11 protein-coding genes and 1 other annotated feature are annotated in these 14,999 nt (G+C 40.2%); of the genes, 4 read left to right on the top strand and 7 right to left on the bottom strand.

The window, feature by feature from the left end; genetic code table 11:
• The coding region (locus K0R93_RS15050) for an Ig-like domain-containing protein (protein ID WP_300302897.1) at window positions 1-2,080 on the top strand (2,080 nt) is incomplete at its 5' end.
• Window positions 2,081-2,181: 101 nt separating this feature from the next.
• Here the strand turns inward: K0R93_RS15050 and ptsP are convergent.
• Complete coding sequence (gene ptsP, locus K0R93_RS15045; protein WP_300302895.1) at window positions 2,182-3,867, bottom strand: phosphoenolpyruvate--protein phosphotransferase; 1,686 nt, start codon at window positions 3,865-3,867, stop codon at window positions 2,182-2,184.
• A 318-nt stretch (window positions 3,868-4,185) separates the two neighbouring features.
• Here ptsP and lepB point away from each other — a divergent pair, with 318 nt between their 5' ends.
• Window positions 4,186-4,734, top strand: coding sequence for a signal peptidase I (lepB, locus tag K0R93_RS15040; protein ID WP_330685180.1), 549 nt, complete (start codon window positions 4,186-4,188; stop codon window positions 4,732-4,734).
• 49 nt (window positions 4,735-4,783) lie between these two features.
• Here lepB and serS read toward each other — a convergent pair whose 3' ends face one another.
• Both serS and K0R93_RS15030 read right to left on the bottom strand, forming a co-directional pair.
• A complete protein-coding gene (gene serS, locus K0R93_RS15035) occupies window positions 4,784-6,061 on the bottom strand; it encodes a serine--tRNA ligase (protein WP_300302891.1) in 1,278 nt (425 codons plus the stop codon).
• Window positions 6,062-6,157: 96 nt separating this feature from the next.
• Window positions 6,158-6,373, bottom strand: a binding site (T-box leader).
• 28 nt (window positions 6,374-6,401) lie between these two features.
• Window positions 6,402-6,938, bottom strand: a complete 537-nt coding sequence (locus tag K0R93_RS15030; RefSeq protein ID WP_300302889.1) for a hypothetical protein — start codon at window positions 6,936-6,938, stop codon at window positions 6,402-6,404.
• 182 nt (window positions 6,939-7,120) lie between these two features.
• Here K0R93_RS15030 and K0R93_RS15025 point away from each other — a divergent pair, with 182 nt between their 5' ends.
• The gene (locus K0R93_RS15025) at window positions 7,121-7,312 is read left to right on the top strand and encodes a hypothetical protein (protein ID WP_300302887.1); all 192 of its coding nucleotides are present in this window, start codon (window positions 7,121-7,123) and stop codon (window positions 7,310-7,312) included.
• Between the two features lie 174 nt (window positions 7,313-7,486).
• Window positions 7,487-8,116 carry a site-2 protease family protein gene (locus tag K0R93_RS15020; protein WP_300302885.1) on the top strand — a complete coding sequence of 210 codons (630 nt, stop codon included), beginning with the start codon at window positions 7,487-7,489 and terminating at the stop codon, window positions 8,114-8,116.
• A 57-nt stretch (window positions 8,117-8,173) separates the two neighbouring features.
• Here K0R93_RS15020 and K0R93_RS15015 read toward each other — a convergent pair whose 3' ends face one another.
• The 4 genes from K0R93_RS15015 to nadC all read right to left on the bottom strand — a co-directional run bounded on the left by K0R93_RS15015 (window position 8,174) and on the right by nadC (window position 14,997).
• The gene (locus K0R93_RS15015) at window positions 8,174-9,973 is read right to left on the bottom strand and encodes a hypothetical protein (RefSeq protein ID WP_300302883.1); all 1,800 of its coding nucleotides are present in this window, start codon (window positions 9,971-9,973) and stop codon (window positions 8,174-8,176) included.
• A 129-nt stretch (window positions 9,974-10,102) separates the two neighbouring features.
• Window positions 10,103-12,856, bottom strand: coding sequence for a UPF0182 family membrane protein (locus K0R93_RS15010; RefSeq protein ID WP_300302881.1), 2,754 nt, complete (start codon window positions 12,854-12,856; stop codon window positions 10,103-10,105).
• A 93-nt stretch (window positions 12,857-12,949) separates the two neighbouring features.
• A complete protein-coding gene (locus K0R93_RS15005; RefSeq protein WP_300302879.1) occupies window positions 12,950-13,987 on the bottom strand; it encodes a PTS transporter subunit IIC in 1,038 nt (345 codons plus the stop codon).
• 173 nt (window positions 13,988-14,160) lie between these two features.
• The gene (gene nadC, locus K0R93_RS15000; protein ID WP_330685179.1) at window positions 14,161-14,997 is read right to left on the bottom strand and encodes a carboxylating nicotinate-nucleotide diphosphorylase; all 837 of its coding nucleotides are present in this window, start codon (window positions 14,995-14,997) and stop codon (window positions 14,161-14,163) included.
• Between the last annotated feature and the right edge of the window lie 2 nt (window positions 14,998-14,999).

Raw genomic sequence — 14,999 nt, 5'->3', positions numbered from 1 at the left:
CTGGGGTAGTAGTGGCAGCGATGCTGGTGCGTTTAATACTCCAAATGGCGTGGCAGTAGATGGTGATGGTAACATCTATGTGGCCGATTCAAATAATCACCGGATACAATTTATGGAGATCCTTCGACCTGATGTAACGGATACGAACCCTTTAGACAATCAAACAAATGTAGCCATTGATCAAAATATTTTAATTACTTTTGATGAAAATATCTTTGCTTCCGATGGGATAGATAGTATCAGCATAAAAAAAGATGAGACAGTGATGGGCTATACCTACCAAATAGATGGAAAAACCCTTACAATAGATCCTAATGAAAATTTAGATTATAGCAGTGCCTATACAATATCGATTCCAAGGGGAGCGGTAAGAGATGCACTATATAACTCTTCCAATTCATATACCTTTCGTTTTACAACACAAAATCCACCAGATCTTTCTGCTCCTTATGTTATGACGACAGAACCTAGCAACAATCAAACAGGTGTTTTGGTAAATAAAGATATAAAAGTTACCTTTAATGAAGACATACAACCAAAGGATATCAACCTACTAAGCTTAGAAGGAGATACTGTAGTCGATTGTGTTTATGCTATAGAAGATAATCTATTAACCATTACCCCTAAAAATGGTCTGAATTACAACACACTATACACTGTAAAAATTCCAAGTGGAACGGTACAAGACGCTGTATATAACTCGTCCAATCCATATACCTTTCGTTTTACAACCATAAGTAATAATGCAGATTTAAGTAATATTCGATTAAGTAACGGGACCTTAAAACCAGACTTTGCACCAAATAAAACGGATTACGAAGTCAATGTGGCATATGACATATCCAGCATGACCATTACCCCTACCTTAGAAGATGGTAATGGGACAATTCAGATCAATGGCCATAATGTCATAAATAATACGCCATCGGAGCCGATTAACCTACACCTTGGAGCCAATCAAATTCGTATATTGGTAACTGCTGAAGATACATTCACCACAAAAACATATATCGTGACTGTAACAAGAGCAGATTATGATGACGGTAGTAGTAACCACAATGATGATAACAATGACCATGACACAGTACAGGCAGATACGATTTCAACTATATCAGAAATGAATGATCCATTAATCGCATCAAGTTTATCAAAAACAGGCAAAGCAGTACTTTCACTAAAGAATATAAAAGATTCTAAGGCAAATATCACTCTTAATATGCTCCGAACACTAAGGGATCAAGAAGAACCCTTATACTTAGAAAATATGGGAATTAAACTAACTTTTCACCCTAATTCATTAAACACTGCACAAATACTAGGGGCTACCGAAGAAGAAAATTCATACATATCCCTAGGAGTAAAAGTATTAACCGAAAAAGAAAAGAAAATAGCTTTGGAAAAGGTAGCCGTAGGCGAAAGTACAGGTATATTTGAAATAGGTGGAAAAATATTTGACTTAACTGCACAAATTACAAGAAAAAATGCAGATGGCACTACCACTACAGAAAAAGTAGATTCATTCGCTGAACCAGTAGCAATAACCTTAGATTTATCAGATTTAGCATTAACAGATGAGAATATAGAAAGTTTGACAGGTATAAGGTATAAAGTAGATGAAAATGGAGATATTGACCTTATAAAGCTCGGTGGTATATATGATAAAACAGCCAAAATATTTACGTTCTACACAGATCAATTTAGTTTATATGGTATAGGGAAAGCAAATGAGCTAACCACCATTAGATTAACACTTGATCAACTTACATCAGAAGTAAATAACAAAGTCAAAACGAATGATGTGGCGCCAATTATTATAAATAATAGAGCTATGGTTCCTATAAGATTTATCGCAGAAAATATAGGAGCAGATGTAGATTGGAATACAGAGCTAAAGACAGTCTCCATTCATCTAGATGAGAAAATATTAAGCATGGTAATCGATGCGCCCCTTGAAGATTTCGATACACCTGCGACGATCGTGAACAATCGTACCCTTGTACCAATACGGTATGTATCGGAAAAATTAGGTGCAAATGTACTATGGTTTCCTTCAAATAAGACAATATATATTGTAAAATAAACAAAGTCCCTGATAAATTTATCAGGGACTTTGTTTATTTTACCCATTCAGTGCTACTTTTATATCTAAAAAAGTTACAACCTCTTGTGGGTTTTATTCATCTATTCACATAATAGCTTTTCGATCTCTTCCGCTGTGCCCAGCTGTAGTACTTGATCTGCTAATGCCTTCATTTCTTCATAGGATAGGGCCTGAATCTGCTTTCGGGCAGGCAGGATAGCCCCTGCACTCATACTGAATTCATCTAAACCCATACCTAGAAGAACAGGGATCAATCGTTTGTCTCCAGCCACTTCCCCACACATACCTACCCATTTTCCTGCCTTATGACCATTGTCTATTACCTGCTTGATCAGTCTCAATACGGCTGGGTTAAATGGATTATATAGATGGGCAATTTTTTCATTCATTCTGTCTACTGCTGTAGTATACTGAATCAGGTCATTGGTACCGATGCTGAAGAAGTCTACTTCCATGGCAAGGATATCCGAAATCACTGCAGCAGCAGGGATTTCTATCATGATGCCCACTTCAATATCTGATGACCACTCTTTTCTTTCATTGTTTAACTCCTGCTTTACTTCCTCCATGATACCATTGGCAGCTCTAACCTCTTCAAGGGAAGAAATCATAGGGTACATAATCTTAAGGTTTCCATAAACACTGGCCCTTAGCAGTGCGCGAAGCTGGGTTTTAAAGATTTCTTTTTGATCCAAGCAGATTCGAATGGCCCGATATCCAAGGAATGGATTCATTTCCTTTGGCAGGTTCATGTAAGGCAGTTCCTTATCTCCACCGATGTCAAGGGTTCTAATCACCACAGGGCGCTCTCCCATGATTTCTAAAACAGCTTTATAGGCTTCAAACTGTTCCTCCTCCGATGGCAGGGAGGTTCTATCCATATATAAAAACTCTGTCCGATAGAGTCCAATTCCCTCGGCTCCACTCTCATGGGCCTTCTGGGCATCCCTTGGATTACCGATGTTACCGCCTAGCTCTACCTTTTTGCCGTCCTTGGATATGGTGTTACTATTTAAGAGCTTTCGTAACGCTTGTTTTTCCTCTGCCAATTTTACTCTTTTTTCTGTGTATTGCTGGATGACAGGCTCCTCTGGATTCACCAATACAATCCCTTCTTCTCCATCAAAAACAAGAATATCTCCATTTTTAATCTGTTGGGTAATCGCCTTTAGACCAAGCACAGCAGGGATTTCCATGGTTCTTGCCATAATCGCACTATGGGATGTTCTTCCGCCAATCTCTGTAACAAAGCCCAAAACGTTTTCTCGATCTAATTGGGCTGTATCAGACGGTGTTAGGTCATGGGCTACGATAACCACAGGCTCTTTTAGCTTGGCTAAGTTTGGGTGCTCTTTTCCTAAGAGATTCATCATAATCCGCTGACCCACATCCTTGATGTCTGCTGCCCTTTCCCGCATATATTCATTGTCCATGCTCTCAAAAATAGCCACAAAGGTATCTATAACGCCCTGTAGTGCAGCCTCTGCATTGATTTTCTCAGCATTAACAGCTCCCTCGACGCCACCAATCAATTCAGGATCTTCCAAGATCATCAAATGGGCATCCATGATTTCCTGTTGCGCTGCGCCTGTATTCTTTTTGATTTCCTCAATCTGTTCCTTTGTTTTATCTAACGCTTTATGAAATCTCTCATTCTCTTCCATCTCATTACGGATGGATTTTCGTTCAATGATGATGTCCTCTTTTTTCAAAAGCAATGCCTTTCCAACGGCGATTCCAGGAGAAGCGCCTATCCCTTTGTACATATCCTGATCTCCTCCCATTTATAATTATCGAAATTCATATACTTTTACCATATCATACAATCCTATTTCTTAACAATACTGTGATAAACTTGGAAACGTTTGCCCCATAAATAAACTTATTCAACAGCTGTCAGACAGATTTGTAAGGAACTTTCAAGCATTGACCGAGATGGTTCATAGGCCTATATAAGACATGAAAACCCATGATTTCCTATATCAACAAGTTATTTCTAAAACTTTATTTGAGAAATTCATGGAGAAAATGATACAATAATAGTTAGGTAATATGTCGAAATTCAAAGCAAAGGAGTTGTTATGGTGCAGAGAGAAGTTTGGGAATGGATCAAGTCCATCGTTCTAGCCGTGGTGATTTCCTTGGTTGTTACATCCTTCATTACACCCTTGGAGGTTTATAGTATATCCATGAATCCTACCCTTGTGGAGCACGACTATCTATTGCTGCAAAATACCCATAAGATTGAAAAGGGTGATATCGTTTCCTTTGAAACAGATATTCCCATGGCACCCGATGAGCTGGGTCAATTAAACTGGATTCAGCGTTTAAAGGGTGTAAGCACCAAGAATTTAATCAAACGGGTAATCGCGGTAGAAGGCGACCAGATACTGATTCAAAATGGTGAAGTATATGTGAATGGAGAGGAACTCCAGGAAGATTATATCAACGAAGATTACACCACAGGAGATACCTATATTGAAGAAGTTCCCCAAGGAAAAATCTTTGTCATGGGAGATAATCGCAGTCACAGTTTGGACAGTAGAAACTTAGGCCTAGTGGATATGGAAAAAGTCCAAGGCAAGGTTTTGGTAAGAGTTCTACCTGTTTCAAAAATCGGAAAAGTAGAATAATATCTCAAAATAGAAAAGAAACCAACACTTTGCAGTGCTGGTTTCTTTTCTATTTTGTAATTCTTTCTAATCCGCCCATATAAGGTCTTAGAGCTTCTGGGATTACCACAGATCCATCAGCCTGCTGATAATTCTCTAGAATAGCGGCGAAGGTTCTTCCCACAGCCAAACCTGATCCATTTAGGGTATGAACATATTCTACCTTGCCCTTTGGCTCCGGTCTAAATCTAATATTCGCTCTTCTCGCCTGAAAATCCTGGAAGTTACTGCAAGAAGAAATCTCTAAATATCTTCCGTAGCTTGGCATCCATACCTCGATATCATAGGTACATGCAGAATTGGCACCTAGATCCCCTGCACAAAGCTTTATGACACGGTAAGGGATTTCTAATCTTTTGAGCACTTCTTCCGCTGCAAGAAGCAGGGTTTCTAACTCCTGATAAGAGTCTTCAGGCTTTGTGAACTTTACAATTTCTACTTTATTAAACTGATGCTGACGGATCAATCCTCTGGTATCTCTCCCTGCAGACCCTGCTTCTTTTCTAAAACATGGCGTATAGGCCGTATGATAAATCGGCAATTGATCTCCTTCTAGGATATCATTCATGTATAGATTGGTTACAGGAACCTCTGCAGTAGGAATGAGATAGAAGTCCTTGCTTGGTATATGGAACATATCTTCCTCAAATTTTGGAAGCTGACCTGTTCCTATCATACTGTCCTTATTTACCATAAAAGGAGGAAGCACTTCTACACATTTATGCTCCTGGGTATGCAAGTCTAACATGAAATTGATAAGCGCCCGCTCCATCTTTGCACCTAAGCCTCTGTACACAGTAAATCTTGCCCCTGTAATTTTACCCGCTGTTTCAAAGTCTAGAATCCCTAGGTTTGTTCCTATATCCCAATGGGCACTGTGTTCAAAGTCAAAAGCCCGCGGCTCTCCCCATTTCTTAACCTCCACATTGTCTGTATCACTAGCCCCTTCTGGTACACTTTCATGGGGTGTGTTAGGGATGGTCAGCAGCATGTTTTGAATCTCCTGCTCAATTCCCTTCACTTCTTCATCCATGGCCTTAATTTTCTCAGATAGACCTTTCATTTCTTCCATGATGGCTGCCACATCTTCCCCAGCCTTCTTGAGCCTTGGAATATCCTTTGATACAACATTTTGTCTGTTTTTCATCTGCTCCACTTCTTGTAGGAGTTCTCTCCGCTTTTCGTCAAGGACCACCACCTTATCTATTCCATAGTCCCCTTTGCCTCTCTTCATAAGCTGTCTTTTTACCGCTTCCACATCATCTCTAATTCGTCGAATGTCTAACATGCCATTGACCTCCTTTATTAAGTTCATCTTCTAAAGCTTCTTTTGTATTGATAACAAAGTCAAAAATATAAAAAACGCCCATCATCCCCATATGAAAATAGGGACGAGAGACGTATTCCCGCGTTGCCACCCTAGTTGATTGGATTGCTCCAAACCTCTTAGCTGCGATATAACGGTCGCACCCGATAAAGCCTACTAAATTTTCAGCCTATAACTCTGGGACGGATTCAATCACAGGTCTTATCGGTTCTCACCAGCCACCGACTCTCTGAAAAAGCCTGAGAATTTACTACTTCCCTTCATTGTCTTTCCTATATTTTAAAATATTCTAACATATTACCTATAGTTTGGCAATATCTTTATGATTTATTCCTTTTTCTTTTTCATATAGGAGATTCAGCAATCCTGGACTTCGCTTCCCTTTCAATCCATAATATACTTGATCTATTCTTAAAAGATATGGGTCCTCTATATCAAAGTAAATAAAATCCTCCTTATGCCCTCGTGCCTCAAAAATATATAACCAGAGATCCTGATCTACCAACCAGAGCTCTACGTACATATCATTGATGATGTTCTCCCTGATTTTTATCCCCTTATACGTTATATCTGCTGTTTTCATTTTCAATGTATCTTTTTGTTCCTTAAGCAAGATCAAATCCAGAAGCTCATAAATTTTTTCTCGATATCTTTCTTCCTTTTCCTCTTCGTCACAGTACTGTTCGATATATCGTTCATGAAGATCCATGGTATCATAGTACAACTTTTCCAGCTTCAAATGGTCTTTTTGAAAATAATGGGCCGCCACGGACTGAAAAAATATTTTTGTCAGTTCGAAAAGGTATCTTCCTGTTGTCAACTCGTAATTGTGCTCCATTTCTTTTCCTCCAGTACCAAAAGATATATCTTTATACTATGCATTATATTTGTCCCATGTGCAGAATATGTGCCATTTCTGGGATTGGCCTCCCCTAGGCTCGTAAAATTTTCCATTCGCGTGTATATTTCTATTCCCTTTAGGCAATCCTTTAGACAGTAGAATGATAAGGGGGTAAAGATATGTGTGACATTGATATTTATGCACAATTAGGTGATTTAAAGGAAGTTGACTATAGAAATACCTTGGCCATTGCAACCTTGATTGAAATCCTACATGAAAAGGGCCTGATTACCCGTAGGGAATTCTCTCAAAAGGCGCAGCAATTGGATGCCATGACCATAGAAGAATTGAAAATCTTGCGAGCAAGATAATCCTCATTTGCGTCCCCTTTCCATTGATATATTGAATAAATATGTCCCCAAAGAACAAAGTTGCCGATAGGCAACTTTGTTCTTTGGGGATAACCTTCCCTTTAACTGGTGGTTCCTTCCTTTCTCATCTTAAGCTATAATAGATTTATATGTACAAATGAAAGGGGGAGAACAATGAATTTTGACATTCGTGATATACTACTCACCATTCCTGGTATTTTAATCGGTTTTTCTTTTCATGAGTATGCCCATGCTCAAGCAGCAGTTTGGTTGGGAGACGACACGCCCAAGCACCAGGGTCGATTAACCCTCAGCCCCATGGCGCATATTGATCCCATTGGTTTTTTGATGATTGTCATCGCTCGCTTTGGATGGGCAAAGCCTGTGGAAGTAAATCCTTATAATTTTAAAAATAGACGCAGAGATGATATTCTGGTTTCTCTAGCAGGGCCTATGATGAATCTCTTCCTGGCCTTCTTTTTCCTATTGCTCATGAAGGCTTTCACCTTCGCACCACCGTCTTTGATATCAGATAACCTATTCAATACAATCATGGAGGTTTTCGACAACACTGTATGGATGAATATCGTTCTGTTTGTGTTTAACCTCTTGCCCATACCGCCTTTGGATGGTTCCCATATCCTGTTTGGTCTTTTAAACCTAAAGGAACACCCTATTTACGATCAGCTTTACTCTGCCGGCAGGATTATCCTTATGATGATGATTATCAGCCGTACCACTGGCAATATCATTGGACCGCCTATCGGTATGATTTACGGACAATTGGCAGGGTTATTCTTCTAGACCGATGCAGATAGCACTATGTAAAAATTCCAAGGATCATTGATCCTTGGAATTTTTCTACTCAAAGGGAACAAAAACCTGATTTTCCGACAATACTTCCACCTTCCAGTTTCCTGATTCTTTTGAAAGAATCAAGGTATAGCTCTGATCTTCTCCCTCAAGATAGACCTTGGCACGATTGGCATATTCAACAGATGAAGCCAAATGGGGCATACTCATCTGCCAAAATTGAATCTGCCCTAAGCTCAAAGACTTCCCTTTTAAACCCTCATAAATTTCTTGATCCTTTTCACTGAAAAATTCATGCTTTTTTCCTTCCATGGCTTTTTTCATAAAGTCTAAAGCCACCTTCTCCACCTGTACTCTTTCCTTGGAATCCGGAAAAATACTAAAGCCTGTAATATACCATCTGCCTTCTTTGCGCACAAGCTCGTAGCTGCAACCAAAGCCCCAGCCACTTCCCCCATCATCCCGTAAACTAAATCCAACGGTGGCAGAAGCACGATTCCCGTCTATCTTTATCTCCCCAACTTCTCCTGTCATATGGTATTTCTTATTTGGCCCCATGCCTTCATCCTTCTGCCTCAAGGCTTCAAACAAATCGTCAAAGGCCCTCTGCTTAACAGGCTCATCGGTGTTAATATAGTATTGGGATAACCGCTTTCTTATCTCCTCTTCCGCAGCGGGCTTGTTGTAATACAGGTCGGCATAGGCATCAGCCCCTGCAACCAAAATACCAGCAATATCGACGCTTTCCCAGCCATCAATCAAAGGCGCGATGCCTTCTATCTTCCCATTAATTTTTGAGACATCCTTTAAATCTATTTTGTCATTGTCATAGCCGCCAATGGTCAAATAGCTGCCATCGGGCCATATGGCAAAATGGGGCCCTGAAACATCGGCTACAGCCACTACTTTTCCGTCATTGTAGATGTGCAGTTTATAGGTGGGTACCCAGCTAATATCTCCCTTTGTGGTAAAAATCAGCTCCCCTTGGGGCGTAAAGGCTGTCTGATATATATATGCATCGATCAACAGCTTCCCATTCTCCATGTCTGGAAAATAGGTAAGACCAAAGTGTTCCTTGCCCACCTGAACCAGCTGCTCTTTAAAATGATCTCGATATCGTCCTTCTCCAATCATTCTTTCGATACTTCCTTCTCGGTTCAATAGAACTGTAATGGGTGTACGGTTTCCATAGGCATCTGCAGTTTCTGCTGTACCTATATATAGATTTTCTGTATATACATCTTTAAAGTAGGGGTTTCGATCCGTAATTTCGTAGGCCGCCAAACCTTCCTTGGTCGTCAAATCATAAACCCCATCATTTGGGAGATTTTCATGCTCCGTATAGATGCGCGTACTGTCAGGAGACCAACCAAATTGCAGGATGGAAGGTGTATTGATGGCCTTATTCATATTCTCTACTGCCCCTGTCTCTTGGTGATAAAGCCACATCTGATTGCCCCCAACAAAACCAAGATACTGTTGGTCGGGAGACCATTTTACCAAAGTAATAAAATCCATCTCAGGAACCAGCTCTATTTCTGTACCTGCCTTTGTATTTACCTCCAAAACAGCTACCTTGCGATAGTAATCGCCCACAATCACATTGCCTTTTTTTCCTTCATCCGTGTATCTCATACAATAAATAATCTCTTTATCCTCTGGGTGTATCGCTATAGGAATATACCCTTCAGGAAGATTTTCAAGGCTTTCTATACCTATTAGTCTTCTATTTTCAATCCTCTTTTTTTCTGGCAGCACCTCCTGAGGCGAATCGTTCTTTACCACCGTTTCCCCGCACCCTATCAATATAATGGCTATGATCAAACAAAGGATTCCTATCTTTTTCATGTCACTATCTCCCATCTTAAATATTTGCATCCTCATACCGTATAGACAAAAAAATGGTGACAAAAGTTTCCTATCCTTTGGAATTTATTTTCCTGAGGAAGTCTCTTCTGTCACCATTTCTGCAAACAATTATTCTGCTGTTTCCTGCTGATTTAATCTTCCTAAAATAGTTTTCAGCTCGTCAATATATTTTCCATAATCGGCCCAATTGCCTGCCCTTTGCGCTTCCTGGGCTTGATTAAACACCTGGTTTGCTTTGACAATCAATTCATTTATATTCTGAGGTTCTCCCTCGATGATTGGTACCGGTTCCGTCGGAGCCTGCGGTTCCTCCTTCACTGTTCCAAATAGCTTGTTTAGTGCTTGCTCCAAGGTTTCCTCGTAAGCCACATTGTCTCCATAGGCGACAATGACTCGTTTTACCTCTGGTAAACTGTTCTCATTGTCAGCCTTTAAATAAATCGGCTCCACATAAATGAAAGAGTTTTTGATAGGAATCGTGAGCAAATCTCCATGGAGATAGGTAGAACCTTGTTGTCCCCAAAGCGAAAACTCCTTAGATATATTGGGATCCTGGTTGATCTTCGTCTCTATCTGCATTGGTCCATAAATATTTTTCTGTTTCGGTAGCTTGTAGGTCACCAGCTTCCCATAATTCTCCCCATCATTTCTTGCAACCAAAAGGGCCGTCATATTGGGTTTACCTTTTGGTGTATAAGGAATAGATAGGATAAATTCAGCTTGATCCTCATTGGGAAGCTTCATGATCATATAGCTGGATTCCATCACCTCTTCTTTTCTTTCATAGAGCTGATTGGCAATCTCCCATACGTCTTCCTTTTGATAGAACACCTCTGGATTGTTCATATGATACAGCTTATATACATCAGACTGAATATCAAATATTTCCTGGGGATATCTCATATGAGCCTTAATTCCCTCGGGCATTTTAGCCATGGGAGTAAACAATTGAGGGAAAATTTTACTCAAGGTTTGCACTACAGGATCTTTTTCATCAGCCAAATAGTATGTGGTGGTACCATTATAGGCATCAATCACTACTTTTACCGCATTACGGATATAGTTTGCCCTTTCTTCTATATAGGGTTGGGCATAGGGATAATTACTGCTCAAGGTAAAGCCATCAATCACCCAGAACAATTTTCCTTCATTAATGACCAAATAGGGGTCCCCATCATAATGGATAAAGGGTGCAATTTTTTGCACTCTATCATTGATATTTCGGTGCATCAGGATCTTGCTGTCCCCAGTTACATTTCCTGATATCAACATCTTTAAGCTTCCATTGCGTATAGCATATAGCAGCTTGTTTAGTCCATTAAGACGGATTCCTCCAGTCCCTTCATAGAGTGTCTCGGCATTTTGATCCCCCTTGGGGTAATCAAACTCCTTTTCCTGGGTATTGGTAAGGATATAATGATTTGTCAACTCACCATAGTAAATTTCAGGTCGTTGAATCTCTATTCCTTCTATCTTTGATTCCGGCGGGATATTCTGAATCAAAAGTTGAGGCTGACCTTCTGCGGTCACCTGGTTTACCGGAGACAATACGGCACCGTATCCATGGGTATATTTCAGATGACGGTTAATCCATTGTTCATTCACTTTGTTGATATCTATTTCTCTAGCGGCTAAAAACACTTGTCGGTATTCATCATCAATCATATAACGATCAATATCCACATCATTAAACTGATAGTAAGGTCGGATCCCTTGCCGCTGATTATAAAACTGATTGGCAGGTCTATAATCATTGATTCGGATATTATCAATGATTTCTCTATTTTCCTCTAAATCCTGGGCTGTTAAATCCTGTTCCGCAGGAAATTCCTTTTCTTCAATAGATTCTAAGCCATAGGCCATTTTTGTATATTGAATATTATACTCTAAATACTGTCTTTCCTTGGAAATCTCGTCCGGTGCCACGATAAAATTCTGGACACCCGCCTCAACAAAACCACCTAGTATACCAAAGGCAATCATCAATGCAGGTCCTGTCAATGCTAACCTCATTTTTTTTCCTTTTGCACCTACAACCAGAAGTATAGCAGATAAAAATGCCAATCCCATTAGAACACGGTACACCCATAGGGTTACATGAATATCTGTAAAGCTGGCGCCATAGGCTACTCCCCTAGGGGAATACAGTAACTCAAATGTTCTTAAATAATAACCCAATCCCAAGACCAAGAAGAAAATAACACCTAATACCAATAGCTGTCGCAGGGCAATATGAAGAAGCTTCTTTCCGTTTTCTAGGTTCAACCCCCGGCGAAGATGGATCTCATCGGGAGAATCATTGACCTCAAATATCGTTGGTCTTCTAAGTCCCATCATAACCAAATAAAACACCAAAGTAATCACTGTCAGTAAGAAAACAAATGAGATAATTGTCGTATAAATTTGGCTGATCAATGGATATTGGAACATATAAAAAGAAATATCTTTTCCAAAGATAGGGTCTGCCACCCCAAAGGATGTGGTATTTAAATAGGTCAACAACTCAAACCACAGGTTTCCCGTAAAGGTAGTACTGGTAATAAAGGATACAAAAGCAGCGCCTCCCAAAGCAATCCGATTGATCACCTTCTCATCGATCCCTTGATATGCAGTCTGTACCTTTTTATAATAATCCTTCTTAATAGTTTGTAGATATAGAAAAATAAAAATTGTTAGCAATACAAATAAGGGAAACCCAATCTTTAACTGGGTCATAAGCTTTGTCAAAAACACTTGATCAAAGCCTAGCTCCTTAAACCATTGATAATCTGTAATAAAATGAACCAATGTACTGAAGGATGCCAACAAAATAATTATTGCAGCAATCAGCGTACTTCCAATCCAACGTCTCGTTTTTTGCATTCTTTCACCCCAATCTTATTTTTTGCATAGAAAAATTCTCTCCGTAGTATCCGCCTTAGCTTTATTATACTACCGAGAGAATCATAGTTCAAACTATCGATCCAATTTCATATCTCCAAATTGAATCCAGCCTTTTTTTCGCATATATTCTGAAATGATAAGGGTTAGAATTGCTGGTAAAATAAAATGTAATAGTGCGATCTTCCCGATAATCAACTGCATCGGCTGCTTTCCAGCCATGGCAGCTACGGTTCCAAACTGACCCACCAATCCGCTGGTACCCATTCCTGCACCAATACTATTGTTTTCCATCTTCATTACATAGGTTGCAATGGGTCCCAGGATGGCACTGGCTAAAGTAGGTGGTATCCATATCTTAGGATTTCTAATGATGTTTGGGACCTGAAGCATAGACGTTCCTAACCCTTGGGCAATCAGTCCCCCTAACCCATTTTCTCTATAGCTTGCCACTGCAAAACCCACCATCTGAGCTGCACACCCTGCAACGGAAGCACCTGCTGCCAATCCACTCAATCCTAAAGAGATAGCTAGCGCCGCACTACTGATGGGCAAAGTCAGAATCATACCCATCAATACAGCTACAATAATACCCATGGGTATAGGCTGGAGCTCCGTGGCACGATTGATCACATCTCCCAATCCCTTCATCACATAGGTCATCACTGGCCCCACAAAGACACCAGCCAATCCACCTAAAATGATGGTTCCTGCAGGTACCAAGACAATATCTACCTTTGTTTTTCCTGAAATCAGTTTGGAAAACTCAGCCCCTATCAAGGCTGCCACGAACGCCCCCACAGGCTCTCCCGTTTTTATAAGGAATGCCCCTTCCGGGGTAGGTGCAATCGTTCCTGCACCAATGGCCCCGGCTACGATGGAAGCAAAGATTCCCAACGGCGGCGCTTTTACGCTAAAGGCTACACCAGCCCCAATGGCTGGTCCCATCAACAGCTGTGCTGCTTTTCCGAAGGAAGATAGGCTTGTTATCTGGGTATAATCTCCAATCTGTTTAAGAATCAGTCCAATGATCAAAGAAGAAAATAATCCAAGAGCCATACCATTCAATGCTTGTATAATATAATCCCTAAACCTATTATTATGCTTATTCATATCACTCACCTCTTTCTATTATAGATAACTCTTATCAAAATAAATGTCCTTTTGGTTAGCAGTTAGCTGTTAGCCGCCACAACCTCAAAACCCGCTAACTGCTAACCGCTAACAGTAACATGATTATTTCCTCTACTGCATATACGTTTAGGATGAATTACATATCTATGGACCTATTTAATAATGTTTAAACTGATATCTAAAGACTTTACAGAGTGAGTCAGTGCGCCTACAGATATAACATCGATGCCAATCGCTGCGATTTCTCTAAGTCTTTCCTTGGTGATATTCCCTGAAGCTTCTAGAATTGCTCTGCCGCCAGTGATTTTAACAGCATCCCTCATCGTGTCCGTATCCATATTGTCCAGCATAATAATGTCTGCTTTGGCCTCCAAGGCTTCTTGAAGCTGGGCTAAAGATTCTACCTCTACCTCAATTTTCATGGTGTGGGGAATGCTCTGTCTAACCATCTCAATGGCTTTTGTAATACTCCCTACAGCTTTGATATGATTATCCTTGATCATTACTGCATCGGATAGATTGAAGCGGTGATTATGACATCCACCCACTTTTACTGCATATTTTTCCAATATCCTTAGTCCTGGTGTCGTCTTCCTGGTATCCACTACCCTTGTTGTATATCCTTCTACTTCGTCGGCGTATGCCTTCGACAAGGTAGCAATCCCTGACATTCTTTGGATTAAATTTAAGGCGAGGCGCTCCGCCTTCAGAATTCCTCGGATAGATCCCTTGATTTCAGCAATATGGTCACCTTTTTTTACAGTATCTCCATCCTTTTTCAGCGCTACAAAAGATAGTGTTGAATCTACTGTTTTAAAAGTCATTTCTGCCACAGCCAGCCCTGCAATTACACCATCCTCCTTGGCTGTCATTCTTGCCGCTGCCATAGCTTCAAGTGGAATCAAGGTATCGCTAGTCACATCGCCATAATTCATATCTTCCTTTAATGCATGACGAATGATTTCTTCAACCATTAATTGATTCAACAAAC

It is taken from the genome of Anaerosolibacter sp., assembly GCF_029240175.1.
Taxonomy (GTDB): Bacteria; Bacillota; Clostridia; order Peptostreptococcales; family Thermotaleaceae; genus Anaerosolibacter.
Note: the sequence above shows the minus strand (reverse complement) of the source record. Positions and strands in the feature narration are given on the sequence as shown.

Bases quoted from the DNA above. Each gene is read 5' to 3' on its own strand.
- ptsP (WP_300302895.1), bottom strand. From the start codon at position 3,867: ATGTACAAAGGGATAGGCGCTTCTCCTGGAATCGCCGTTGGAAAGGCA.
- serS (WP_300302891.1), bottom strand. From the start codon at position 6,061: ATGTTAGACATTCGACGAATTAGAGATGATGTGGAAGCGGTAAAAAGA.
- K0R93_RS15030 (WP_300302889.1), bottom strand. From the start codon at position 6,938: ATGGAGCACAATTACGAGTTGACAACAGGAAGATACCTTTTCGAACTG.
- K0R93_RS15025 (WP_300302887.1), top strand. From the start codon at position 7,121: ATGTGTGACATTGATATTTATGCACAATTAGGTGATTTAAAGGAAGTT.
- K0R93_RS15020 (WP_300302885.1), top strand. From the start codon at position 7,487: ATGAATTTTGACATTCGTGATATACTACTCACCATTCCTGGTATTTTA.
- K0R93_RS15015 (WP_300302883.1), bottom strand. From the start codon at position 9,973: ATGAAAAAGATAGGAATCCTTTGTTTGATCATAGCCATTATATTGATA.
- K0R93_RS15010 (WP_300302881.1), bottom strand. From the start codon at position 12,856: ATGCAAAAAACGAGACGTTGGATTGGAAGTACGCTGATTGCTGCAATA.
- K0R93_RS15005 (WP_300302879.1), bottom strand. From the start codon at position 13,987: ATGAATAAGCATAATAATAGGTTTAGGGATTATATTATACAAGCATTG.